This is a genomic window from Methanogenium sp. MK-MG, assembly GCF_009914725.1.
Classification (GTDB): domain Archaea; phylum Halobacteriota; class Methanomicrobia; order Methanomicrobiales; family Methanomicrobiaceae; genus Methanogenium.
The window spans coordinates 40,052-63,416 of the sequence record NZ_JAAAWJ010000003.1 but is presented as its reverse complement, the minus strand read 5'-3'; the positions used below and the strand labels follow the sequence as shown (position 1 = coordinate 63,416).

At 49.9% G+C, this 23,365-nt stretch carries 28 protein-coding genes; 21 read left to right on the top strand and 7 right to left on the bottom strand.

Annotated elements, in window-relative coordinates; all coding sequences use genetic code 11:
* Positions 1–88: 88 nt before the first annotated feature.
* Positions 89–1,375 (bottom strand): site-specific integrase, encoded by a 1,287-nt coding sequence (locus MKMG_RS01005; RefSeq protein ID WP_165074536.1) that lies wholly within the window; start codon positions 1,373–1,375, stop codon positions 89–91.
* Positions 1,376–1,572: 197 nt separating this feature from the next.
* Here MKMG_RS01005 and MKMG_RS01000 point away from each other — a divergent pair, with 197 nt between their 5' ends.
* The gene (locus tag MKMG_RS01000; RefSeq protein WP_165074546.1) at positions 1,573–2,265 is read left to right on the top strand and encodes a 2,5-diamino-6-(ribosylamino)-4(3H)-pyrimidinone 5'-phosphate reductase; all 693 of its coding nucleotides are present in this window, start codon (positions 1,573–1,575) and stop codon (positions 2,263–2,265) included.
* 10 nt (positions 2,266–2,275) lie between these two features.
* On the opposite strand, the gene MKMG_RS00995 is transcribed toward MKMG_RS01000, so the two are convergent.
* Positions 2,276–2,758, bottom strand: coding sequence for a hypothetical protein (locus MKMG_RS00995; protein WP_165074534.1), 483 nt, complete (start codon positions 2,756–2,758; stop codon positions 2,276–2,278).
* Positions 2,759–2,854: 96 nt separating this feature from the next.
* On the opposite strand from MKMG_RS00995, the gene MKMG_RS00990 reads away from it, so the two are divergent.
* From MKMG_RS00990 to MKMG_RS00970, 5 genes are all read left to right on the top strand, one after another.
* Positions 2,855–3,598, top strand: coding sequence for a hypothetical protein (locus tag MKMG_RS00990; RefSeq protein ID WP_165074532.1), 744 nt, complete (start codon positions 2,855–2,857; stop codon positions 3,596–3,598).
* A gap of 73 nt (positions 3,599–3,671) precedes the next feature.
* Positions 3,672–5,327, top strand: a complete 1,656-nt coding sequence (locus MKMG_RS00985) for a 2-oxoacid:acceptor oxidoreductase subunit alpha (protein WP_165074530.1) — start codon at positions 3,672–3,674, stop codon at positions 5,325–5,327.
* Positions 5,324–6,172, top strand: a complete 849-nt coding sequence (locus tag MKMG_RS00980) for a thiamine pyrophosphate-dependent enzyme (protein WP_165074528.1) — start codon at positions 5,324–5,326, stop codon at positions 6,170–6,172. Before MKMG_RS00985 ends, MKMG_RS00980 begins: the two co-directional genes overlap by 4 nt.
* A 78-nt stretch (positions 6,173–6,250) precedes the next feature.
* Entirely contained in the window at positions 6,251–6,769 is a 519-nt protein-coding gene (locus MKMG_RS00975; protein WP_216842856.1) for a ferritin, read from the top strand.
* A gap of 139 nt (positions 6,770–6,908) precedes the next feature.
* A complete protein-coding gene (locus MKMG_RS00970) occupies positions 6,909–7,412 on the top strand; it encodes a pyruvoyl-dependent arginine decarboxylase (RefSeq protein ID WP_165074526.1) in 504 nt (167 codons plus the stop codon).
* Positions 7,413–7,733: 321 nt separating this feature from the next.
* Here MKMG_RS00970 and proS read toward each other — a convergent pair whose 3' ends face one another.
* From proS to MKMG_RS00955, 3 genes are all read right to left on the bottom strand, one after another.
* Positions 7,734–9,167, bottom strand: a complete 1,434-nt coding sequence (gene proS / locus MKMG_RS00965; protein WP_165074524.1) for a proline--tRNA ligase — start codon at positions 9,165–9,167, stop codon at positions 7,734–7,736.
* Between the two features lie 113 nt (positions 9,168–9,280).
* Complete coding sequence (locus MKMG_RS00960) at positions 9,281–9,745, bottom strand: stage II sporulation protein M (protein ID WP_165074522.1); 465 nt, start codon at positions 9,743–9,745, stop codon at positions 9,281–9,283.
* A complete protein-coding gene (locus MKMG_RS00955) occupies positions 9,738–10,583 on the bottom strand; it encodes a DUF63 family protein (protein ID WP_165074520.1) in 846 nt (281 codons plus the stop codon). Before MKMG_RS00955 ends, MKMG_RS00960 begins: the two co-directional genes overlap by 8 nt.
* Before the next feature lie 13 nt (positions 10,584–10,596).
* Between MKMG_RS00955 and MKMG_RS00950 the strand changes: the two genes are divergently transcribed.
* Both MKMG_RS00950 and MKMG_RS00945 read left to right on the top strand, forming a co-directional pair.
* Entirely contained in the window at positions 10,597–11,676 is a 1,080-nt protein-coding gene (locus tag MKMG_RS00950; RefSeq protein WP_165074518.1) for an NAD(P)-dependent glycerol-1-phosphate dehydrogenase, read from the top strand.
* 1 nt (position 11,677) lies between these two features.
* Positions 11,678–12,133: a UPF0179 family protein gene (locus tag MKMG_RS00945; RefSeq protein WP_165074516.1), complete on the top strand. Its 456-nt coding sequence runs from the start codon at positions 11,678–11,680 to the stop codon at positions 12,131–12,133.
* Here the strand turns inward: MKMG_RS00945 and MKMG_RS00940 are convergent, their stop codons facing one another.
* Entirely contained in the window at positions 12,134–13,021 is an 888-nt protein-coding gene (locus MKMG_RS00940; protein WP_254059032.1) for an ADP-ribosylglycohydrolase family protein, read from the bottom strand.
* 53 nt (positions 13,022–13,074) lie between these two features.
* Between MKMG_RS00940 and MKMG_RS00935 the strand changes: the two genes are divergently transcribed.
* From MKMG_RS00935 to MKMG_RS00885, 11 genes are all read left to right on the top strand, one after another.
* Complete coding sequence (locus tag MKMG_RS00935; protein WP_165074512.1) at positions 13,075–13,341, top strand: UPF0058 family protein; 267 nt, start codon at positions 13,075–13,077, stop codon at positions 13,339–13,341.
* A 5-nt stretch (positions 13,342–13,346) separates the two neighbouring features.
* Positions 13,347–14,930, top strand: coding sequence for a tRNA uridine(34) 5-carboxymethylaminomethyl modification radical SAM/GNAT enzyme Elp3 (locus MKMG_RS00930; protein WP_165074510.1), 1,584 nt, complete (start codon positions 13,347–13,349; stop codon positions 14,928–14,930).
* Entirely contained in the window at positions 14,927–16,078 is a 1,152-nt protein-coding gene (gene priS / locus MKMG_RS00925; protein ID WP_165074508.1) for a DNA primase catalytic subunit PriS, read from the top strand. Before MKMG_RS00930 ends, priS begins: the two co-directional genes overlap by 4 nt.
* Positions 16,079–16,107: 29 nt before the next feature.
* Positions 16,108–16,779, top strand: coding sequence for a DNA replication complex GINS family protein (locus tag MKMG_RS00920; protein WP_165074506.1), 672 nt, complete (start codon positions 16,108–16,110; stop codon positions 16,777–16,779).
* A gap of 37 nt (positions 16,780–16,816) precedes the next feature.
* On the top strand, positions 16,817–17,095 hold the full coding sequence (locus tag MKMG_RS00915) for a 50S ribosomal protein L44e (RefSeq protein WP_165074504.1): 279 nt from the start codon (positions 16,817–16,819) through the stop codon (positions 17,093–17,095).
* Positions 17,096–17,100: 5 nt separating this feature from the next.
* Positions 17,101–17,292 carry a 30S ribosomal protein S27e gene (locus MKMG_RS00910; RefSeq protein ID WP_165074502.1) on the top strand — a complete coding sequence of 64 codons (192 nt, stop codon included), beginning with the start codon at positions 17,101–17,103 and terminating at the stop codon, positions 17,290–17,292.
* A 4-nt stretch (positions 17,293–17,296) separates the two neighbouring features.
* The gene (locus tag MKMG_RS00905; protein WP_165074500.1) at positions 17,297–18,082 is read left to right on the top strand and encodes a translation initiation factor IF-2 subunit alpha; all 786 of its coding nucleotides are present in this window, start codon (positions 17,297–17,299) and stop codon (positions 18,080–18,082) included.
* A complete protein-coding gene (locus tag MKMG_RS00900; protein WP_165074498.1) occupies positions 18,082–18,237 on the top strand; it encodes an RNA-protein complex protein Nop10 in 156 nt (51 codons plus the stop codon). Before MKMG_RS00905 ends, MKMG_RS00900 begins: the two co-directional genes overlap by 1 nt.
* Positions 18,230–18,976: a proteasome assembly chaperone family protein gene (locus tag MKMG_RS00895; protein WP_165074496.1), complete on the top strand. Its 747-nt coding sequence runs from the start codon at positions 18,230–18,232 to the stop codon at positions 18,974–18,976. Before MKMG_RS00900 ends, MKMG_RS00895 begins: the two co-directional genes overlap by 8 nt.
* 276 nt (positions 18,977–19,252) lie before the next feature.
* Positions 19,253–19,432 (top strand): 4Fe-4S binding protein, encoded by a 180-nt coding sequence (locus MKMG_RS00890; RefSeq protein ID WP_165074542.1) that lies wholly within the window; start codon positions 19,253–19,255, stop codon positions 19,430–19,432.
* A complete protein-coding gene (locus MKMG_RS00885) occupies positions 19,422–20,615 on the top strand; it encodes an NAD(P)/FAD-dependent oxidoreductase (RefSeq protein WP_165074494.1) in 1,194 nt (397 codons plus the stop codon). The genes MKMG_RS00890 and MKMG_RS00885 overlap by 11 nt, the downstream gene beginning before the upstream one ends.
* Here the strand turns inward: MKMG_RS00885 and MKMG_RS00880 are convergent.
* Positions 20,607–21,272 carry a TrkA family potassium uptake protein gene (locus MKMG_RS00880; RefSeq protein ID WP_165074493.1) on the bottom strand — a complete coding sequence of 222 codons (666 nt, stop codon included), beginning with the start codon at positions 21,270–21,272 and terminating at the stop codon, positions 20,607–20,609. The genes MKMG_RS00885 and MKMG_RS00880 overlap by 9 nt on opposite strands.
* A gap of 50 nt (positions 21,273–21,322) precedes the next feature.
* On the opposite strand from MKMG_RS00880, the gene rnhB reads away from it, so the two are divergent.
* Positions 21,323–21,967, top strand: coding sequence for a ribonuclease HII (gene rnhB, locus MKMG_RS00875; protein ID WP_371415181.1), 645 nt, complete (start codon positions 21,323–21,325; stop codon positions 21,965–21,967).
* Between the two features lie 57 nt (positions 21,968–22,024).
* A complete protein-coding gene (locus MKMG_RS00870; protein WP_165074490.1) occupies positions 22,025–23,323 on the top strand; it encodes a site-2 protease family protein in 1,299 nt (432 codons plus the stop codon).
* Positions 23,324–23,365: the final 42 nt, after the last annotated feature.

The window sequence follows — 23,365 nt, the reverse complement described above, 5'->3', positions numbered from 1 at the left end:
CCGATCCCAGAATGTCCGAATAGGTGTGCTGCACGGGTCCACATGTGCAGCAGCAGAGAAAAAGAGAGAGGGAGGGAAGGATGTCCGGCTATGCGGTGCTGTCGGTGTCATCAGCAGGGGGGCGGGCCTGTTCCGGGGGCTGCACTGCTGCACCCTGTCGGGGGCCTCCATGTTTGGCTGCCTCGATCTCTTTTGCTGCTTCCAGGAGGGTGAGGGGATCCTCTGCCATGATGTTTCTCAGTTCTGCCTCGATACCTTCCACTGTTGCCCGGGCCTCCTCAGAAAGTCCTTTGCCGCATCTGCTACAGAATCGGGCCAGGGGTGCGTTCACGTAATGGCAGCGGTCACACTGCACCGGCTTTAACTTTGATTCTTCCCCGGTATCGTCTGGCAGCTCTACCCCTGCCATGCGTGCGAATGCTTCGTCTGCATCGCCCGGCGTGAGGTGGCTGTATATCTTCAGCATATCGGTTGTCTCATTCCCCCAGAATGTTTTCTTTAAAAGTGTCTCCTGCATGCCGTTTCTCAGGCAAAAGGTAATGCGAGAATGCCGGAAGATATGCGGCGTGATCTTCCGTTCAATTCCTGCCCCCTCTGCAAACTGTTTGATGGTCTTAAGGGTGTTCTGGTATTTCAGTGGCTTGTCGTGCAGGTTCAGGAACACAAAGTTTTCAGGCGACGGGTCGGGGTGTTCACTCTGCCACTTTGCGAGGGTGTCACAATACATGATGATCGGCACGGCCCGCTCCTTCTCGGTCTTGCCATCGGTGCGGATGCGGGCCCCCCAGTCTGTGAACCTGACATCCTGCCATCTCATATCGGCGCATTCCTGTATGCGGAAACCGCCTTCAAATAGCACACTCAATAATGCCCGGTATCGAATGCTCTTCGCTGTGGATATGATCTTAAGAACCTCTTCCTCGGTGAGGATGTCCTTATCAGATTTGGTCTTTGTAGAGTATGCCGGTATCTTGATCTTCTGCACTTTCTTCGCATCAAGATCAATGTAATGGTTCTCTATCATCCACAGTGTGAACCGCTTCAGGATGCGTAAGAGATCGGACTGTGTGTTCCTGGTGTAAGGCTTCCCCCGGGAAGAGATCCCGTTCTTGATCTTCTCAACTGTCTCATAGAGATCGCCTATCGTCATCTCTTCAATGGATGGGGCGTATTGCGAGACCGTGCAGAGGTTCGAGGCTAACTTAAATTTTCTCTGCGCTGATAGGTCTTTCTGAGAATTGGTTTCGGATAGGAATTCCCGGATGTATCCGGCTTCCATTTTGGAAATTCTGCCATCACTGATCGCATTTTCCAGGGCCCGCGTTTCATAGGTTTGATACTGGTGCCGCGTTGCGTGAAAGGCATTCTTTTCCATAATTAGTATGGTATTATATCATATATATGATTTTAGGGCATTACACTTTGGGGCTGAAATCCGGCCTGAGGCACTAATTTTATTGTTTATTTTTGACGACCGACAGGATTTTTGATCTCTTCCTCTGTATACAGCACCCCATCAGGACCGGCCTGACACCAACATGGCTAAATTCGGGCATGAATAAATGCTATTGTATGCGGCCTCATGTGTTTGTCAATCTGGCAATGAGTGCAGATGGCAAACTTTCAACGAAAGAACGCAGACAGGTCAGAATATCAGGAAAGACTGATTTCAGGCGTGTTGATCTGATAAAGTCAGAGTGTGATGCGATCATGGTGGGGATAGGGACGGTGCTTGCCGACGACCCTTCCCTTACCGTTAAAGATGCGCTGCTCAGAAAAAACCGGACAGATGACGGCCGGGATGAAAATCCTGTGCGTATTGTCATTGACAGCAGGGCAAGAACACCGGTGGATGCAGATATACTTCATAAAGGTCCCGGCAAAAGAATCGTTGCTGTTTCAGGTTTTGCAGAGCCTGCAAAGACCGCTGCCCTCTCACAATATGCTGAAATACAGGTATGCGGGGATGAACAGGTTGATCTTTCAGCCTTTCTGGAATATCTCGGCACCCTTGGCATACAGAGTCTTATGGTTGAGGGGGGCGGCACCCTGATCGGGTCCCTCTTTGCAGAGGGGCTTGTTGATGAGTTGTTTACCTGTATAGGAAATATGATCATCGGCGGGAGAGATGCACCCACTCCTGCAGACGGGAACGGATTTATCAGTGAAGCGGATTTCCCCTCCCTTGCCCTCAAAGATGCCCAAAAAATAGACGACGGAATTCTTCTGCACTGGACGGTCAAAAAAAAGGATAACGTTCAGTAATCATCCTTTTTCAGCTTGTGGTTCTGGTTCTGGAAAGGACATCGTCATAAATTGTGTAGCTTTTGCCATCGTAGAAGGATACCGTGACTATGACCCGGTCCTCACCTCGTGTCGCCTCTCCGTCATCCACCGTGAATACCGCTTCAGCATTCACGTCGGGCTTAAGAGATTTGGTCGTCGTAGCGCCGGTGCCTGATATCACAACCACTTTTATGTCATTGACCTGATCCTGACCTTTTCCTCCCCGGAATGTGACGGTGATGTCACCTGTTATCGGGTCTTTTGACGTAGCAACATCCACAAACTGTGTGGTCGGTACGACATCGGTGGGCCGGGGCACGAGATCAGGCGCCGCCTGAGTTGTCGGAACCGGTGTTTCCACAGGCAGTGGTGTGGCAGTGGGCGTGGCCTCGCCGGTATCTGACGTGCACCCGGCGATACATACCATCCCGATGACAAGAACAATCAGAATAATTGATGCCTTTTTAATCATATCATTCCATACGGAAATGCTGTATTTATTCTTATCGGATACCCCCGGTATGGGGTGCGGGTATGAAGATGCAGCATGTCCGGGAGACATATAAAAATGGGAAAATCAGTTGCCTGGGAGATGAAACTTGCACTTTTTCTGGTGGCGGCATCCGTAGCCATTTACTCAACGAAGATGCTTCTGCTCCATAATCCGGAAAATACCATTAATTACCTCTTTAATTCGATGGGATTTCTTCCAATCAGTGTACTTCTGGTGACCGTGGTACTCAACCACCTGCTGACCATCCGGTCTAATCAGGAGAAGATGCAGAAACTCAATATGGTCATCGGGACATTCTTTGCCGAAGTGGGGGATCACCTGCTGACCGTCCTTTCAGATTACGATGAGAATTCCTCTGTGCTGCGAAACAAGCTCATCATTGGTGATGACTGGGGGGCTGAACGTTTTCGTAGTGCGTCAGCATCAATTGATGACTACCCCTTTTCTGTTAATCGGGATGAGATCGATCTTGCTGAACTGGACCGGTTTCTCATGCAGAAACGTGATTTTCTCCTGCGCTTGCTTGAAAACCCCGTCCTTCTTGAGAATCAGACATTCACCGAACTTCTGCGTGCCGTATTCCACCTGAATGAGGAGCTGCAGCGCCGTCCCGGTTTTGACTGCCTTCCTGAAAGTGACTGCCGGCATATCGAAGGGGATATTGACCGGGTCTATAAAGAACTCGTCAGCGAATGGATCAGGTATATGGAGTACCTGAAGAACAGTTATCCCTATATGTTCTCTCTTGCCCTCAGGACAAATCCTTTTGATGAGGAGGCTTCGGCAATTGTGCAGTAATGCGTATGCCTGAAATACGCAAACCATTATGTATTGTTCATCTCCATGCAGGTTCAAAGGAGATGACTGTTCAGTGAGTGAATGTTCTGTTCTGATTGGGGGAAAGGCGGGGGATGGAATCAATCTTGCGGGCCAGACGATTGCCCGCATCTTCACCCGCCTTGGATATTATGCATATATGTACTATGATTATCCGTCACTGATACGCGGCGGACACAACTTCTCTGTTATCCGTGCCTGCAGCCATCCGGTCGGAACGCACCGTTCGGGAATTGATATTCTCCTGGCAATGGACACGACAACACTCCGGCTTCATCAGAATGACTGCAGACGTGATGCCCTGATCATTTATAACTCCGATAGTGTGCAGTCAGATGCCGGTTCAGGTATTCCCCTGAAGCGTATTGTCGGGAAGAATGAAGGATCAGCCGTCATGGAAAATACCGCAATGATCGGTGCTCTGGCTTCCGCCATCGGTATGGAATGGGAAGATATCGCATCCGTCATTTCGCATGAGATGCATAAATTCACAGAAAAAAACCTTGGAATTGCCCAAGATGCCTTCCGGATGCAGACGGAGAAGAAAGAATTAAAGCGCCTTGCGCAGTCACCGGGAATTCTTCTCTCCGGAAATGAGGCCGCATGTCTGGGTCTGCTTTCTGCCGGGCTGAACGGATATATTGCATATCCGATGAGTCCTTCAACCGGCATTCTTCATTTCATGGCGGGCGCTTCCGGTGAGACAGGTCTGCAGGTCTTTCAGCCGGAGAGTGAAATTGCAGTCATTACCATGGCGGAGGGGATGGCGTATGCCGGGGCAAAAACTGCTGTCGGCACATCCGGAGGTGGTTTCTGCCTGATGACAGAGGCCCTTTCAATGGCAGGCATGGCAGAAATTCCGATTACCATCGTTCTTGCACAGAGAGGTGGTCCTTCCACCGGTACTCCGACATATACTGCCCAGTCGGATCTTCATTTTGCGATTCATGCAGGTCAGGGCGAGTTTCCCCGGTTTGTTTTTGCTCCCGGAGATGCACAGCAGGCAATTGAATGGGCGGGCCATGCACTCTCATTATCCTGGCAGTTTCAGGTACCTTCCATTCTGATGACGGATAAGACCCTGTCAGAGGGCATATACACGGTCGCTCCGGAGTTGTTACCGGCACAGGTGCCTGTCTCTCTCCCTCTTTGGGAAGGCGCTGATGAATACCTGAGGTACAGGGATACAAAAGACGGCATATCCCCATACGCATCCCCCCCCCTTTCTGGGTCTGTAATTAAAGGAAACAGCAAATCGCATGATGAACGCGGCATATCCGCTGATGACGGTATGCAGATTGCAGCCATGACCCGTAAACAGATGAAAAAAATTCCATTGATGAAAGAGGCGGTTTCCTGCCTGAATCCGGTACATATTTCAGGAAACACAGATGCTGACCAGTGCCTGATCTCATGGGGTTCAAATGCCCCGCTCTGCCGTGAGGCAGCGGGAATTGTCGGGATTAAATCAGTCCAGCCAATTGTTATACACCCGTTTCCGGAAGCGGAGATGCTTGCTGCCACCCGCAATTCCCGTATGACATTCCTTCCGGAAGATAATTATTCGGGACAGCTGGCGGATATATGTGAGGCGCATGGCATCCCAGTTGATATCAGACTGCCCCGGTTTGACGGGCGGCCTTTCACACTGGACCAACTGACAGAAGACCTGTGGGGGTTGGCTGAATGACTGAAGGACACATAACAGATGCACAGAATACATGGTGCCCGGGCTGCGGCAATTTTGCCATTGAGCATGCACTCAAAGATGTCATTCTCCGCCTGGAGGCAGAAGGCATCCCCCGTGAAAAGATGGTTATCGTTGCAGGGATCGGGTGCCACGCAAAGATGGCTGATTACCTGAATATTAATTCATTATATTCCCTTCACGGGAGGTCAGTCTCCTTTGCGACAGGCATCTGCATGGCAAATCCTGACCTGAACGTGATCTGCTGTGTGGGGGACGGGGATGCATATGCAGAGGGTATTGCACATCTCCTCTTTGCAGCCAAACGGAATGTGAATATGACGGTTCTTGTGCATAACAATCGTGTCTACGGGCTGACCAAAGGGCAGTTTACCCCAACGTCTCCCGGCGAATACCATGGCAAATCAAACCCGTATGATACGGGTGAGATTGCATTTAATCCACCCGAACTGCTTCTTTCAGCCGGCTGCAGTTTCGTTGCACGGGGTTATTCCCGGCGGGGGAAAGAACTAACCGGGCTCATTTATGCTGGCATATCCCATTCCGGGTTTTCATATATTGACATCCTCCAGACCTGTAGAAGTTATATGGATAAAACAGAAGAGTATGACAGGCAGGTGTATGTGCCTGTTAACCATCATCCTGAAGACTTCGATGCAGCCTGCCGTCTTGTGCGGGAATACCGGTATGACGATTCCGGAAAGATTGCTCTTGGCATAATATTTCAGGAAAAACGGGACACATTCCATGCAGGGACCCCTCACCTGCAGCAGAAATATGCGGATAAAAAATCCTTTGTCATGCGCTTCATCAACGGGCGCAGGTGACCCCCGTCCATCCATAGTTTTTTTATATTGCACATTGTTAATGGGCAGTGTTGAGGTTGAACGAGGTGATGAAAAATAATGAATGGAAAAATTCTTGACGCAATCAATGAGCAGATAAAATGGGAACTGTATTCCTCCTATCTTTATCTTTCCATGTCAGCCTGGTATGATTCTGTCGGGCTGCGTGGTTTTGCAAACTGGGAACGGATTCAGGCAATGGAAGAGCGTGACCATGCAATGAAATTCTATGATTATGTCCTTTCCCGTGGCGGAATCATAGAACTTCAGGCTATTGACGCCCCGCCTTCCCTGTGGGAATCTCCTGAAAAGGCTTTTGAATATCAGTATGAGCATGAACAGTCAGTCACAGCAAAGATCAATAATCTTGTTGAGATTGCGCAGGAGGAGCATGATCATGCGACATATAATCTGCTTCAGTGGTTTGTGGACGAACAGGTTGAGGAGGAGGAGAACGCACGCACCATTCTTGAACAACTGAATATGACCAGTGATGAAACGGGAATGAGTATCCTCTTTATGGTCGATAAGGATCTTGCCGCGAGGGTATATCATCCGCCTGTGTCACAGGCGGAGTAAATCCACAGTTATACCCATCTCTGTTATTTTTTGGTTGATGAAAATAATGATCCATACCATCTGGAAATAATTCATCTGTCTCTTCAATTTCCTTTAAGTGAGCGCACAGCCATACGTATATACTTATCTGGTGGAGAATATGAGCGATAGATTTGTACCAAAACGTGTATTTTTTACCTGTGGTGCCGGCCGGAGTCCGGATGAACTGACTTCATTTGAGATGGCATTGCGGGACGCATCGATTGAATGCTATAATATTGTCACAGTCAGTTCAATACTCCCCCCGAAATGCAGAATCATATCAAAAGAGGAGGCGCTTCCGGATATGCATGCGGGCAGTATTGTTTTCACGGTGTTTTCGCGCCTCTCTTCAAATGAACCTCACCGGAGAATTTCAGCATCCATCGGGGTGGCAATTCCCGAGGATATGGAATCTCACTGGGGATACTTTACCGAGCATCATTCATTTGGCCAGGGGCCGGAACAGGCAGGAAGATATGCGGAGAAACTGGCAAAGGACATGTTTGGCAGTATATCCGAGAGTGCACTTAAGCAGACCATAAATGTGACAAAGAGTGCAGTCGTTGGTGATGACGGAGACTGGACATCCGTCATTGCAGCGGCCGTATTTCTGATGGACTGAAATCCGCCCGTCAGGAAATAAATAACTATATAACCCGGTTTTTCGTTTTTTACCCTAATCGGCGTGCATTTATGCATGCAACATACGTTATTAAATACTATAGGATGATATACAGAAAGGTCCTCTTTGGTGGCAGGGATTCCGGGTCACCGCAGTAATCTTTTTTTTGATAGTCTGATGTATCAGGTGTTGAAAGGCAGAGAGTGTATGCGCCTGACTGAGTGGCAGTGTATACCCTTACCATTGACAATGTCATCCGGTTCATACCTTTTACGGTCGTGGCAAAATCGCATCAGCCATTCCGTCAGGGAAAAAAGAGGACTAATATGTCCGTGCAATGATTGCCGGACGTGCTGGTTTGCCGCAGATGATGCAAGTACCTGCAGTATCTGCAATATATTTGCTCTGAACATCGGTGCCCAGCACACTGACGTCAATCTCTGTTTCAATGGTGGTGGCACATTCCCTGCATCCGCACCACTGGATGACGGCCACACCGGTAGCTGCTGCCTCACGTGCTGCTTCAAGGGAAGACACTGACACAATCTGTCCCTGCACCTTCTGTTCTGCCCGTTCCTTCAGGTGTCCCGTGAACGATTCCATGATGGCCCGTATATCAGGTATCAGTGCATCCCTCGTGACGGTCATCTTTTCTCCCAACCGCGTCACGGCCATTACCACACCGTTATCAATATCCCGCGGGCCGATCTCTATCCTGAGCGGCACACCGCGCATCTCCCAGTGATAATATTTGGCACCGGGACGCAGGCTCCTGAAGTCTGTCTTTACCCTGAACCCTGCCTCTTTGAGTTCGGTCTCAAGTGCTTCCGCTGCCGCACGAACTTCTTCTTCACGCTTTTTTATGATGATGGGGACAATAGCAATCTGTACGGGTGCGACAGCAGGCGGCAGAACAAGTCCCCTGTCATCACCATGCATACTGATGAGTGCCGCAATGCAGCGTTCCGATATACCATAGCAGGTCTGGTATGCGAGCTGCTGTTCTCCCTGTGCATCCTCGTATGTGATATCAAATGTGCGGGAGAAATGGTCACCCAGATGGTGAACGGTGCCGACCTGAAGGGTCTTCCCGTCGGGCATGATGGCATCGGTTGCAATGGTATAATCCGCACCGGGGAATTTATCCCATTCCGGACGGCGTGAGACGATGACCGGGACGCAGAGCCTGTCATAGAATGCACGATACAGGTCCACTGCATCATTCACCTGTGATTCAGCCTCTTCCCATGTGGCATGGACGGTATGTGCTTCTTCAAACGAGGTTATCTCTCTCAGGCGAATAAGAGGACGAGTATGTTTGGTCTCATAGCGGAAGGTATTCACAATCTGGTAGAGTTTTATCGGAAGATCCGCATGGGATCTGACCCACAGCGCATACATGGGGTATATCGCCGTCTCGGATGTCGGACGCAGGGCAAGCGGCACATCGAGTTCACTCGTACCGCCGTGGGTGACCCAGTATACCTCCTCCTCAAAGCCTTTGATATGCTCCGCTTCCTTCATGAATTCATTTTCCGGAATCAACAGCGGAAACAGGGTCTCATCATGGTCTTTATCCAGTAATTCCCTGAGGATCGCATAGGTTGCTTTTCGCATGGCAAATCCGTGAGGGAACCATACGTACACACCTTTCACCGGATACCTGACATCCATTATTTCTGCCTGCCAGAGAATGTCATTGTACCATTCACTGAACGTCTCTTTCGGCGGGAGTGCGCCTTTATCTTCCTGCATTACTCATTCACCTATATAAATAACTGTATGATTTCCGGCGTAATAAACCCCTCTATAATCGCTGCGATTCCAAGAAGAGGCAGAACATAGACGAGGAATTGTTTGCCCATCCGTTATGCCGCAGAGATGGCATCCCCGTTGCCATGCAGTTCTTTCCAGAGCTCCTCTCCGAGAAGTAAACCAAACATGCCGGCAAGCACCAGTGCGGGAATCTCAAATATGCCATGTGGCAGGATTCCTGCAAGAATGACATACAGTCCCTGTTCCTGCCGGACGTATTCGACCACCATACCGATAACAAACCCGTTAAAAGAGAGTATCAGTGTTGTTATCAGTCCAAACGATGCTCCGCCGATGAACAGGATGATGGATGTTTCCGTATTGTTTGCAAAGATGTTGAACGCAACAACCGCAGGATTCTCAGACTGAATATTTTCGAACACCTCCTCGTTCATCATGGCAATCAGTTCTTCTCCAACGGAAGGATCGGAATGCACGGCAAATCCGCCGATAACACCTGTCAGAATGAGGATTCCCACCGTGACAATTGCGGCTGTCCGGTAACTGCCATCAAACATAGAGTATCATCCTTACCATGTCCCTGATACCGGGTGCCATCCCGACAACGATCATTGCCAGAATAATGAGGTGCCACAACTGGCTGTTCCCTTCTTTCCTGTACATTTCAAGCACATATATTGCAGGAATGATCACCACCAGTTTCAGGGCGAACATGGAAAATGCGGTGCCGGTGGCTTCGATGAGATGGGAGCCGACAACATGCACCTCTACATAGGTCAGTTCATGGAGATCTATACCAAAACTTGTCGCGCTTGCATCCAGCAGGTGGCCAAAAATAAGCAGTTTATAGAGAATATCCTCCATAAATGTCCATCCCAGTCCATACCGGAGCAGACCCCAGACCGCAGCCGATGAGACTGCTGCCATCGTCAGAATTATTACGAGCACATCCAGGGCAATCCGTGTCTCGGTAATGCCAAAATATGCCAGAACAGCTGCTGTGATGATACAGGCGCATACACCGCCTGTGGCGTAGCCTTTGGTATATGATGCAATCAGACCCTTCTTCTCCAGTGTTCTTGCAATTACAAGTATGGCAATGGTGATGAAAAAAACCACAAAGAATATGATCGGAGTTACAAGAATGACATTCCAGGGCCGCGGGATCATTCCCGTATCCTCGACAACACGCAGCAGTCCTCCGAGAACGACGAAGGGAATTGTCGAGAGGATAAATTGCTGATCGATGTCAATGCCGGTCTTTTTCAGCCATCTGTATACGAGATATACGGCAAGAATGAGGATGATGGCATAGGTCAGTGTATCGACAATGGTATAGGGTTCTCCGTTTAGTGTCGGACCAACGTAATATTTGTATATAAAATCCCACATCATTTAATGATAGTACATGAGTCATGACAGTATAAAATTACTCAAAACAGACGTTTTGGATAAATCTAAATGGATGCAGCTGCCGCGTGATGTGATCATTGGTCATGATGTGCTTACGCAGCTGCCGAAGGTCTGCGAGGACCTCCATGTCTCGGGTTCAGTCGTCGTATTCAGCGGAAGAGGGACGATGGACGTCGCAGGCAACCAGGTTCTTTCACAGATAAAGGAGGTGGCCGAGGCTGAACTTTTTATTGTCGACACCATCACACCGGAAGTAATATCCGAGGCTGAAGAGGCGGGACGTGGTGCCGATGTCTTTATCGGTGTCGGCGGTGGCAGGGTCATTGATACGGCAAAGATTGTATCCTACAACTGTTGCCGTCCGTTTATCAGCGTCCCCACCGCAGCCTCCCATGACGGCATTGCGTCGTCACGTGCGTCGGTGCCGGTTGAAGGAGGGAGCGTATCGCTTGCGGCCAGTCCTCCCATTGCACTCATCGCCGATACCGGCATCATCGCCGCAGCACCCCACCGTCTGCTTGCAGCAGGGTGTGCGGATGTGATATCCAATTACACGGCCATCCTTGACTGGGAACTCTCTCACCGCCTCCGGGGTGAACCCATATCAGAGTATGCCATGGCACTTTCACGCATGACAGCGGAGATCATCAGTAAAAATGCCGACCTCATCAAACCCCATGCTGAAGAGAGCGCATGGACCGTCATCAAAGCACTGCTCTCTTCCGGTGTGGCGATGAGTATCGCGGGTTCGTCACGCCCTGCGTCTGGTGGAGAGCACAAATTCAGTCATGCCCTTGATCAGATTGCTCCGGGAAAAGGGCTTCATGGTGAGCAGTGCGGCATCGGTTCCATCATCACCATGTACCTGCATGGCGGTGACTGGAGAGGTATCCGAAACTCCCTGAGAACGATAGGGGCGCCGACGACGCCAAAGGAGATTGGAATTGATGACCATGTGGCAGCACAGGCCCTTATCCTTGCCCGCAGCATCCGCCCAGAACGGTTTACAATTCTGGACATGGGCATCACCGAAGAGGTGGCAGAGCAGCTGATCATGATGTTATATGAGGAATGATATGACCGATAAAGATGAACGCACAAAGATTACACTGATAGGAAAAGCGCTCGCACAGGAGGGCGCTGAATTTGTGTATGAGGGGGAAGTCCATGAATGTGAAGGCTGCAGGCTCAGGAAGGTCTGCCACAATCTGTTGCCCCACAGAAGATACCGCATTGTCGGGGTCCGGACTGCCACACTTCATTCCTGCCCCGTCCATATGGACGGCGCCTACACCGTGGAAGTGGTGGAGTCCGCAGTCCCTGCTGCCGTCTCTGCAGAGCGTGCCATTCTCAATTCAACCATTGTTTATGAGACAGGATGCACGCATAGTGACTGCGTCAGTTTTGCACTCTGCAATCCGGAAGGCATTGTGCCCGGTGAGGGATACCGCATTGCTGAGATTGATAATGAGTTTGTCGTCTCCTGCGAACTGGGGAAACGGATGAAACGGGTTCTTTTGAGCCCGTTTTGATCAATCTTTTCTCATCATCCACAGGCGTCTTGCGCAGGAGATGACCTCATCAATTCCTTCGGTATGCCTGAGCCATGCTTCAGGCAGTGCTTCAATGCCGTATTCTGCACCCTTCAGCGCGCCGGAGAGGGCGGCAATGGTGTCGGTATCCCCTCCCAGCATGACGGCCCCTGTAACTGCGTCTGCAAACGAATCCGTCATGAGAGCGATGGAAAGGGATGCGTGAAGGGTGTCAAGTGCATCCATGGACGGGTTCAGCGGGTATTTTTCAGGTGTAGCGATACGTTCGCAGACTTCAGCAATTTCACAGGCTTCAATGGCCCTGTCCATTGCACGGGCGAGGCGCTCCCCCCTTACCAGATATGATATGACGGTGTTGAATACTGCTGACGCTTCACAGGCAACCGGGTGAAAATGGGTGATGCGGGACGCCGCGAGGCTGCAGGCCCTGACATGCTCCGGCGGGTAGCATATGCCAATAGGGACGCCGCGCATCACACTGCCGTTCGTCCGGCAGCGACCTTCTCCTTCTTCAAAGAGTGTTCGTGCTGCTTCCAGTGGAGCGCATCCGTTTTTTACCATTGAAAAAACCCTCCCTGATGTCGGGCCATAGAACCGCGGGTCCCGATCATATTCCTCGATTAAAGCCATTATTGCATCAAAGGAGTCAAAACGCCCACATTTTAACAGCGATTTTGATATTGCGAGCGTCTGTTTTGTGTCATCCGTAAACTGCCAGCAAATTTCAGGATTTACCCCGAAACTGCCGGGTTCATGGATATTGTGTTCCGGTGGAGGCCCCCCCTCAAACGGGGCGCCGAATGCATCCCCCAGGGCAAGCCCTGCGAGTGCTCCGATTGCATGTGAAACCTGAGATATAAAGATCACCAATAAACTATATGCACTCCTGATTAGTAGTAATTCTAAGGATTGGTGATCTGGTGCAAAAAGAGGAACTCCTACATCTTCACATGCTCTTTGTCCATGTGAAAAAATACTACGAAGCGACGTACGGCGACGAGGTCTGCACAGCCGGATATGATGGATTCTCCATCTCCCCAGTGCATATTCATAAAAATAAATCCTGTCATAAGGAGGCAATTCTGACGCTGGGTGATGAACTTGTTTCATACCTGAAGTCCAGAGGTCTCGCTTCACTTGATTATCAGGAGTATTCGGCCCCTGATGAGATTATTGCCGGTAATTAGGCAGTATGCAGGACAATGATATTTTCCGGGAGATTATCTCCCGGCTCTCTTTTCCAGGAATTACATCGTCAGATGTGCAGAAGATAAAGATTCAGATTGCCAAAAAATACGGTCTCTCTGCCATTCCAAAAAATTCAGTCATACTTGCAGCTGCAACCGATGACGAATTTGAGTCAATGCGCACAATCCTTCAGGTAAAACCGACCCGGACGCTCTCCGGTGTGGCACCTGTTGCTGTCATGACGTCCCCCCACCCGTGCCCTCATGGCAAATGCCTGCCCTGTCCGGGCGGGCCGGACCATCCGTTCGGGTCACCCCAGAGTTATACCGGTGAAGAACCTGCGGCACTCCGCGGCCGCCAGTATGAATTTGATCCATACGTGCAGGTCCGTCAGCGACTGCTTCAGTTTGAACTACTCGGCCACCATATCGACAAGGTCGAGCTGATCGTCATGGGGGGCACCATGACGGCCCGTGACCCGGTCTACCAGGAATCGTTCATGGCTTCGTGTATACGTGCCATGAACGAGTACGGCGGTGACATCCTCCCGGATGACGGCGCCACGTATGAGGAGCTGTGCCGCAGAAATGAGACTGCCAGGGCACGCTGCATTGCCGCAACATTCGAGACACGCCCGGACTGGTGTACACAGGAACATATCAACCGTATGCTCTCGCTTGGTGTGACGAAGGTCGAACTCGGCGTGCAGCAGCTGAAAGATGATATTCTTGAATATAACCGCCGCGGGCACGGGATTGCAGAGACTATTGCTGCAAACACCCTGTTACGGGATGCCGGGATTAAGGTGGGTTTTCATGTCATGCCGAATCTTCCTTCAGCAACGATGGCTGATGACCGGTGGATGTTTGAAGAGCTCTTCTGCAACCCCTCATACCGGCCGGATTTCCTGAAGATTTATCCGACACTTGTCACACCGGGTTCGGAGATTGAAGCCCTGTGGCAGGCGGGAGGATATACGACCTATCCGGAGGACGACCTGATTGACCTGATTGCATTCGGTAAATCATGTATACCGGAATATGCCCGTCTCCAGCGTGTTCAGCGGGACATTCCGGCACGGCTGATCGTCGCCGGATCGCATCACAGCAATTTCCGGCAGCTTGCCCAGAAGAGACTGCATGAGACGGGCGGGAACTGCCGCTGCATTCGCTGCAGAGAAGCGGGCCGCGCTCCGGTGACCGGGGAGGAGGCGGTAATGAAGACGCTGACGTATGAGTGCTGCGGCGGCACCGAGCATTTCATATCGGTAACGGCATCTGACTCACTTATAGGATTTGTACGTCTGCGCTACCCCGGCAATCCCTGGCGGGCCGAATTAACAGAAAGTGCGATCATCCGTGAACTGCATGTATACGGCTCCCTTGTCCCCCTGAAAAAGACCGCTACAGAGTCAGGCGAGTGGCAGCACCGGCAGTATGGCACATGCCTCCTGAAAGCAGCAGAAGACTTGGCGGCATCAGACGGCTACCTCTCGGTTGCAGTCATGAGCGGCATCGGGGTGCGGCCGTATTATGCCAGACATGGATATGAACGATCAGGCCCATATATGATCAAGAGGCTTGGATGAATCCTGCCACTCGTGAATATATCAGACAGAAGTTTGCCGCCTATTACTCGCATGCTCAGGTATTTGTGCCGCCATCGCTTCGTCAGCGTGAATGGGGATTTATCTCCTTTGATGAGACGTCAAAGATACGGATGCGGCGGCATATGGCGTTTCAGTCGCGTGAAGAACTGGCATCCTACGTCCGGGTGACCGTGCCCCGTCACATGTATTTTTCCACTGCCTACTATGAACTCCCATCAGCTCCGACGATGAACGATAAGATCTGGTCCGGTGCGGACCTGATATTTGATCTGGATGCCGATCACATCGTCCGGAAGGTCCCCTACGATACGATGCTTGCCCGGGTAAAAGACGAGACCCTGAAACTGGTGGATATGCTCACCGATGAACTGGGGTTTTCAGCAAAGAGCATGTCGCTGGTCTTTTCAGGCGGGCGCGGGTATCACATTCATGTCCGGGATCCTGATATCCGGGAATGGGGCAGTTCGCAGCGGCGCGAGCTGGTGGATTATGTCTGCGGTATCGGCATTGACCCCGGTTTTATGCTCACCGCCCATGAAGGAACAAGCGGCGGGTGGCCGGCACGATATCGTGATTCTCTGCGCGAAGAACTGCAGCGTATACGTGATATGGGGAAAAAGGATGGGGTGAAGCATCTCTCTTCCCTGAAAGGCGTGGGCAAAGAATCTGCACGTTCCCTCGTTGAGGAAATCGACACGGTGATTGCATCGGCGGGCGACCTCTCCTCAGCGGCACCACTGATGAAGAATAATGCGCTTCGTGCCGTGATCAAAGAGGATTATGAACCGCTGAAACGTCTGATACTCTCAAAGGCCGCCCTTACCGATGAGCCGGTGACAACCGACATCAAACGGCTGATCCGTGCGCCGTGTTCCCTTCATGGCGGTTCCGGGTTTCGTGTCACCGAACTGGCTTCGGTGGCGGATCTTGAGCGTTTTGATCCCCTCGTTGATGCAGTCGTTGATTTTGGCACGGATGAGGTCTCCGTGGAATGCCTGTTCTCCCTGACAATGCCTATGAAGGGTCAGGTGTATACTATTGAGAAAGGGGTAAACAGGCTGCCTGATGAGATGGCAGTGTTTCTTTGCTGCAGGGGCATCGGAGAGATAACCGCCCCGGATGCCTGATCGGTCGAATATGGTGAGTGGATTTAAATATGGAACTTGAAGACCTGCGAATAGTAGTTCTGGATGAGCGTGAAAGCGGAAAACTCACAACGATATCCCGGGATATTTTTGAAAAAGGACAGGTCAGGTTACGGGAGCTCTACTCCGAGGCCCGGTCTGTCGACAATATCCTTACCGACCGTGGCCCGGGTCTCATGAATGAGATTGACAGTCTTACGGTAACCCTGAACGATATTTCACGTGAACGGTTTAAAAAGATCCTGAAGATGGCGATCAGCCAGATGGACACTCATCATGTGGATCCTCAGGACCTCCGGAAGATGATTCCTGAAGAGCGGGAGATGTATGACGAGATTCATGCAGCGATTGCAGCGTGCAGGCATGCTCTCATCGATGGCGCATCGGCTGAGAGAGCAACAGCCGTTCAGGCTGTCCTGCCTTCGGTTTCAGAGGAGATGGGGGCAGCACCGCATCCGGATGAAGAAATAACCCATGTTGATGCAGAATTGCCGGAGACTGCCGGTGCGGGGCATGACCTTGTTCATGTCCTTGTTCATGTCCTTGATGATATCGAACCTTTTATGGGGACTGACGGAAGAATATATACTCTTGTTAAAGATGACCTGGTCTCGCTTCCCCTCAGGAATGCGCAGGTACTTTATGAACGCAACATAGCCTTAAGTATTAAGGTAAGCAAATAATATTGGGATTCAATATCCACATAAAGGGGCTTATTCCATGAAAATGCCAACGAAATTTAAAACCTACTGTCCTTATTGCAGGAAGCATGAGATCCATGAAGTCGAAAAGGTGAAGACCGGGAAAAATATGCATCTTCACTGGATCGACAGACAGAAAGCACGCCGCGGAAAAGTCGGGAACATGGGTAAGTTCTCAAAGGTTCCTGGTGGCGACAAACCAACGAAGAGAATCAATGTACGCTACCGGTGCACAACGTGCGGTAAAGCACACCTGCGTCGTGGTGTAAAGGCTGGAAAATTTGAACTCACGGAGTGATTAGAATGGTACGGATTAATAGAGATAACCGAAGCGCTTTCTACAAAGTAAAGTGCCAGGACTGTGAAAATGAACAGATCATCTTCCAGCGGGCAAGCACAGTCGTTGACTGTGTTGTCTGCGGTAGTGTACTTGCAGAACCTTCCAGCGGGAACGCTAAGATTCATGCTGAGATTATCGAAAAGTTAAGTGAGTAATTCCATGCTAGAGAGAGAATGGCCCGACGAAGGTGAACTTGTTGTCTGCACGGTTTCAAATGTAAAGGATTTCGTTGCATTTGTAACCCTGGACGAATATGATGAACGTGAAGGCCTGATCCCTATCGCTGAGATAGCCCGGGGCTGGATTAAGCATATCAGGGATTATGTCCGTGAGGGTCAGAAGGTCGTATGCAAGATACTTCATGTTGACAGATCCAAAGGCCATATCGATCTCTCGCTGAAGGATGTAAATGATCATCAGCGCAAAGAGAAGATCCATGAATGGAAAAATGAGCAGAAAGCACTGAAATGGATCTCGTTTGTCTCACAGGCATCCGGCGCTGATGAAGAATCAATACAGAATGTATTTTACCGTGAATACGGGGCATTATTCCCGGTATTTGAAGATGTCATCACTGATGAAAAAGCAACACTTGAGCGTCTGAATCTGGATAAAAAGGTTGCAGATGCACTGGTCTCAGTTGCCCATGAAAATGTAAAATTATCTAAAGTTACCATCACCGGCCATCTGGTTCTGACATCTACAAAACCGGACGGGGTTAATGTGATCCGTCGGGCATTGCGCAGTGCTCAGCCCAGTATCGAAGGGGTTGAGATTGAACTGGTGTATGTTGGTGCCCCCAAATACCGTGTAAAAGTAACTGCACACGATTACAAATCCGCTGAAAAGGCCATCAACAAAGTTGCCAAAGCAGCAGTTGGTGTTGTTGAACGTGCCGGCGGTACCGGAGAATTTGTCCGGAAAGCACGTTCTGGTAAAAATTAATGGCCGGAAAAATTAGACGATGCCCGTCTGATGGAACATATACCCTCAATTTTTCCTGTCCGCAATGCGGAACTGAAACCCGGACTGCACATCCGGCCAGGTATTCCCCACAGGACCGGTTTGGAAAATATCGACGGAGAGTTCGTTATGGATGATATTCGTATAAAAATGCTCGCCGATGAGAAGTATCATGCTGATATTCTTATTGAAGGTCTTCCCGGTGTTGGCCAGGTCGGAAAACTTGTTGCCGAGCATATGATTGAAGAATTTGGTGCAGAGAAGATTGCAGAGATCACATCCATCTTCTTTCCTCCGCAGGTGCTTATTGATGAAAACGGTGTCGCCCGTCTTTCATGCAATGAAGTCTACCTGGTCAATACAGATAATTACTCGATTGCATTTCTTGTAGGGGATGTGCAGAGCACATCTGCAGAAGGACATTATCTGCTTGCAGATGCGTATCTTGACATTGCCGAGGAACTGGGAGTAAAACGCATCTATACTCTCGGAGGCTACGGGACAGGTCAGTTACAGGAAGAGACACAGGTCTTTGGTGCTGTCAGTGACGTTGCTCTGCGGGAGTCCGCTGAAGAAGCAGGAGTGGTTTTTTCAAGAGATGAACCGGGCGGCGGCATCATCGGCGCATCAGGACTTCTCCTGAGTCTTGGTGCCGAGCGCGGAATTGAAGGGATATGCCTGATGGGGGAGACCTCCGGCTACATTGTTGATCCAAAGAGTGCCCATGCGGTTCTTGGCGTTCTGAGTGCCCTGACAGGCCTTGATATCGACGACACGAAACTTGAAGAGCGTGCCGCTGAGATGGAAGGTATTGTTGAAAAGATCAGGGAACTTGAGAATGCAAAGGCCGAAGAAGAACTCAGCTATATTGGCTGAATGGATCTCAATACCGATCACAACATTCACTCCCTTTTTTTTCTACGGCTGTGTCAAAGGCCATGTGTATCCCTGTCCGCCTCTTTAAAGCGGGCCGGATGAACTTCCACAAAACTAAAATACTTCATGTGATAGTTCACCGGGTGCAATATTTCTGGTTCAGGAGTACGTTTTATGCGTTCTTCACCTGTTAATGTGAAGATCAGGGCATCTTTTTTAATCTCCCGCCTCTCCTGAAAGGAAGGGTTATACTCCGTAATGATCAAAGTATTCAAGATGCTTATCATCAAAAGGGAAGTGTGCGGCTACTGCGGTGCCTGTGTTTCGGTCTGCCCCGAAGGCGCACTCGAACTGGTAGATGCTTACCTTACTGTTGATCCTGAAACCTGTATAGAATGCGGTATATGTTCCCGGATATGTCCTCTCGGCGCTCTGGAGGTAAAGAATGCAGAGTAAATATAATGTTCTGATCATTGGAGGAGGGCCCGGAGGGGCGATGGCCGGAAAGGCTGTTGCAGAAGCAGGGCTTTCCTGCTGCATTATTGAAAAGCGCCCGGCGATTGGTGCACCTGTACGCTGTGCAGAGGGTGTGGGACAGGAGATCTCCAAGCTTGTGGATCTCGACCCCAAATGGATCTCGTCAAAGATCAATGGCGCCCAGCTTGTTGCTCCGGATGGCCAGGTGCTTGAACTGAACCCTGAAATGGCCGGAAATGAAGTTGGCTACGTACTTGACAGAAAAATCTTTGACCGTGAACTGGTCTGGAAAGCGGCAAATGCAGGCTGCGATGTATTTGTCAAGTCCCGGGCAAGCAGTGCAATCATTAAAGATGGCAAAGTCTGCGGTGCAATAATCGAGACCGGTGGCAAAACAGTCGAAGTATTTGCTGACATAGTGATTGCTGCAGACGGTGTCGAGTCCAAGTTTGCCCGCTGGTGCGGCATTGACACGACCGTTCCCATGGCAGAGATCGAGACCTGCGTCCAGTACCTGATGACAGATATTGACATTGACCCCGGTCTGAATGCCTTCTACCTTGGCCGTGAGGTGGCTCCCGAAGGATATATCTGGATCTTCTCCAAAGGCAAACGCACTGCCAATGTCGGTATCGGCATCTCCGGTAAGATGTGCAGTGAGGGAAAGCGTCCTAAAGACTACCTGGATGCCTTCATTGCAGAACATCTGCCGAATGGCAAGATCATTGAGTTAATGGCCGGCGGCGTTTCGGCGTGCAAGCCACTGGAATGCACGGTAGCAGACGGCCTCATCATCGTGGGCGATGCCGCAAGACTGAGTGACCCGATCACCGGCGGCGGCATCATCAATGCGATGTATACCGGAAAACTGGCAGGTTCGGTTGCGGCAGAATGCATTGCGGCAGGAGACTGCAGTAAAAAGGCCCTGATAAAATATGACACCGAGTGGCGATGTTCCAAGATGGGGAAAGGCCTGAAACGCAATTATCAGGTGAAGGAGATATTCATTAAACTCAAGGATGAAAAACTGAACTCCATCGTAAATTCTGTGAATAAACTTGATATGGAGATATTTGATACCAAATACCTCATTCGTGAACTGGTCAAATACAATCCGTGGTTACTAAAAGATATTAAAACTCTCAGACGGCTGTTAGACTGAATTTTTCAGCTGCCGGTTGAGAATATTCAGACACTCTTTTTCTGCATCCTTCTTGGTGAAGACAATGATATTGTCGCCTTTGCGTATGCGCACCTTGCCGCTTGGAATGATGATATCCCCTTTTTCTCTTTTTATTGCGATGAACACGAAGTCCGTTACATCAAGCTCTTTTATTTCATGATCGATCATCGGAGCACCATCATCCACATCAACTTCAAAGATGGACCCCCCCGGTATGGATGCAAGCTGATGAAGGTCGGTGTTTTCCGACCAGAAATAGAGTCGTTCAGCAACGAGTTCATCAGGATTTTCGCTGATGTGCACGCCAACCTCTTTGAACATATCAGAATGCTCATTCTGGTTTACGATGGAGACGACATTCGGCACAGCAAATTTTTTTGCCAGCCAGCAGGCCATCAGGTTCACCGCGTCGTCACTCGTTGTTGCAATCAGTGCCTGTGCGCGTTCAATTCCCGCATCCAGAAGAATGGATTTGTCTGTTGCATTCCCGGCAATAGCAAGGACATCATAATGGTCAATAATCTCGTTGCAGCGTCCCTCATCATGATCGATAACCGCCACTGAATTTCCATTTTCAACCGACATGGCTGCAAGTGCCCTGCCGATACCCCCGAGACCAATGATGATGATATACATCAAAATGCGTATCCGCCACACCCATTGATATAGGTTGTGGATTGAACCGTATGTACGTGATATGCGGTATTGATGAAGCCGGAAAAGGATCGGTGCTTGGTCCGATGGTTGTCGCCGGGGTATCCGCCCATGATATGGACGAAGTCGCGTTAACAGGCGTTGCTGATTCAAAAACAATCTCCCGTAAGCGCCGTGAATCACTCTATAGTGAGATCACGGAAAAATTTGTCACTGCCACTGCCATCATATCCGCAGAAGAGATTGACCGTCTCCGCGCAGAAATATCCATGAATGATATCGTTGCACGGGCACATGCGGAGGTAATCTGCAAGCTGCCCTGTGCCACTGCATTTGTGGATGCATGTGATGTTAATGCCGAACGATACGGGAGGACGGTTTCCCGGTATGCGGGTGGAAATTATTCGATTGTATCTGAACATAAGGCAGACGTACGCTTTCCGGTCGTCAGTGCCGCTTCAGTTGTTGCAAAGGTAACCCGGGACAGGTGCATTGAGAGTCTTCATGAAGAATTCGGCAATTTCGGGAGCGGTTACCCATCGGACTCCGTTACCATACGGTTTCTTGAGACGTATATCGCAGAATCCGGTCACCCCCCTGCCTGTGCACGTTCGTCCTGGGAAACGACACGGAGAATAATGAGTCGGTTGTCACAGGCATCTCTCTTCGATTTCTAATCAGATCATGATGCGATACAACGGTTTTTATAATCACCGAAGCTAACGGTATACTGAATGGATTGGCTTTTAATCGGCATTATTGCAGTTATTATCTATGCCCTTGTTGCTGGTTATATTAAGTATGCACACCTGTGGGAGGCACATGTCACTTTTTATGGGCCTATTCTTGCACTGAAGACTGAAAGAGTGGGATTTTTTGATTATTTCAGACGACAGACAGGATTCTGGCGTGGCTACGGGACACTCGGCGCCGTCCTTGTGGTCGTGATCTCCATACTGATGTCTGCCCTCCTCCTGCTTGCAGTCTACAACTCCATGATAAATCCCCCTTCACCGGAGGGGATTTATGAACCACAGAATATTCTCGCCATCCCCGGTGTCAATGATTTCATTCCGATCACGTTTGCAGTCATCATCGGTTTTTTCGTGACGCTTGTCGTCCATGAATTCGGACATGCGATTCTCTGCAGGGTTGAGGATATCAAAGTGAAGAGCACAGGCATACTCGTTGCCGTAATTCCCATCGGTGCCTTTGTGGAACCGGATGAAGAAGAGGTGGAAAATGCCCCACGCTCTTCAAAAATACGGATGTATGGAGCCGGCATCACCAACAATATCGTCGTTGCCCTGATCTGTTTTGCCGCCATTGTCCTGTTAATGGGTATGGCGACACCATCGGCCACGCCAATGATCCAGGGAGTGTATAAGGATTACCCGGCCGGTCTGGCGGGCATATCTCCTGATTCAGTTATTTATGCTGTCGACGGGATCCGTGTGGAATCCGTAACCGATGTATCAGACATGCTGCAGAAGACCGTTCCCGGGGATACGCTGACGGTAACGATGCTGAAGGGTGGTGCCACCTCTGACCATACCCTGACCCTGCAGGAATGGCCCGAAGAGTTCGGCAATAAATCAAGTGGATTTATGGGTGTTACATATTATTCACCTGAATCGGCCGAACTGGTATTCAATAATTTAATAAAAAGCCCTCTTGGCCCCCTGCTTCTGCTCTACGTACCGATCAACATGGTCATTGAGGACGACAGCCTGAACCTGGGTATCCTTGCTTTTGATGTGCCGTATATGGAGATGTGGGAGGTGCCCTTTACCGGATTCTGGGGAGTGATCCAGATATTGTTCTGGACATTCTGGTTCAATCTGGCAGTCGGGACATTTAATGCACTCCCGTTTATTCCACTGGATGGCGGGTATATCATGCGGGAGGGGGTAGCTGGATTCTTTGAAAAACGGAATCGCAGTGACCTTGTACCAATCGTTGTGTCTTTGATCAGTTCATTTATGATAGCAGTGATTCTGCTGCTGCTGATAATTCCATACATCTTTGGTTAATTAATATTTTTAATACTCATTTTAACAACAGGTCGTGATTCT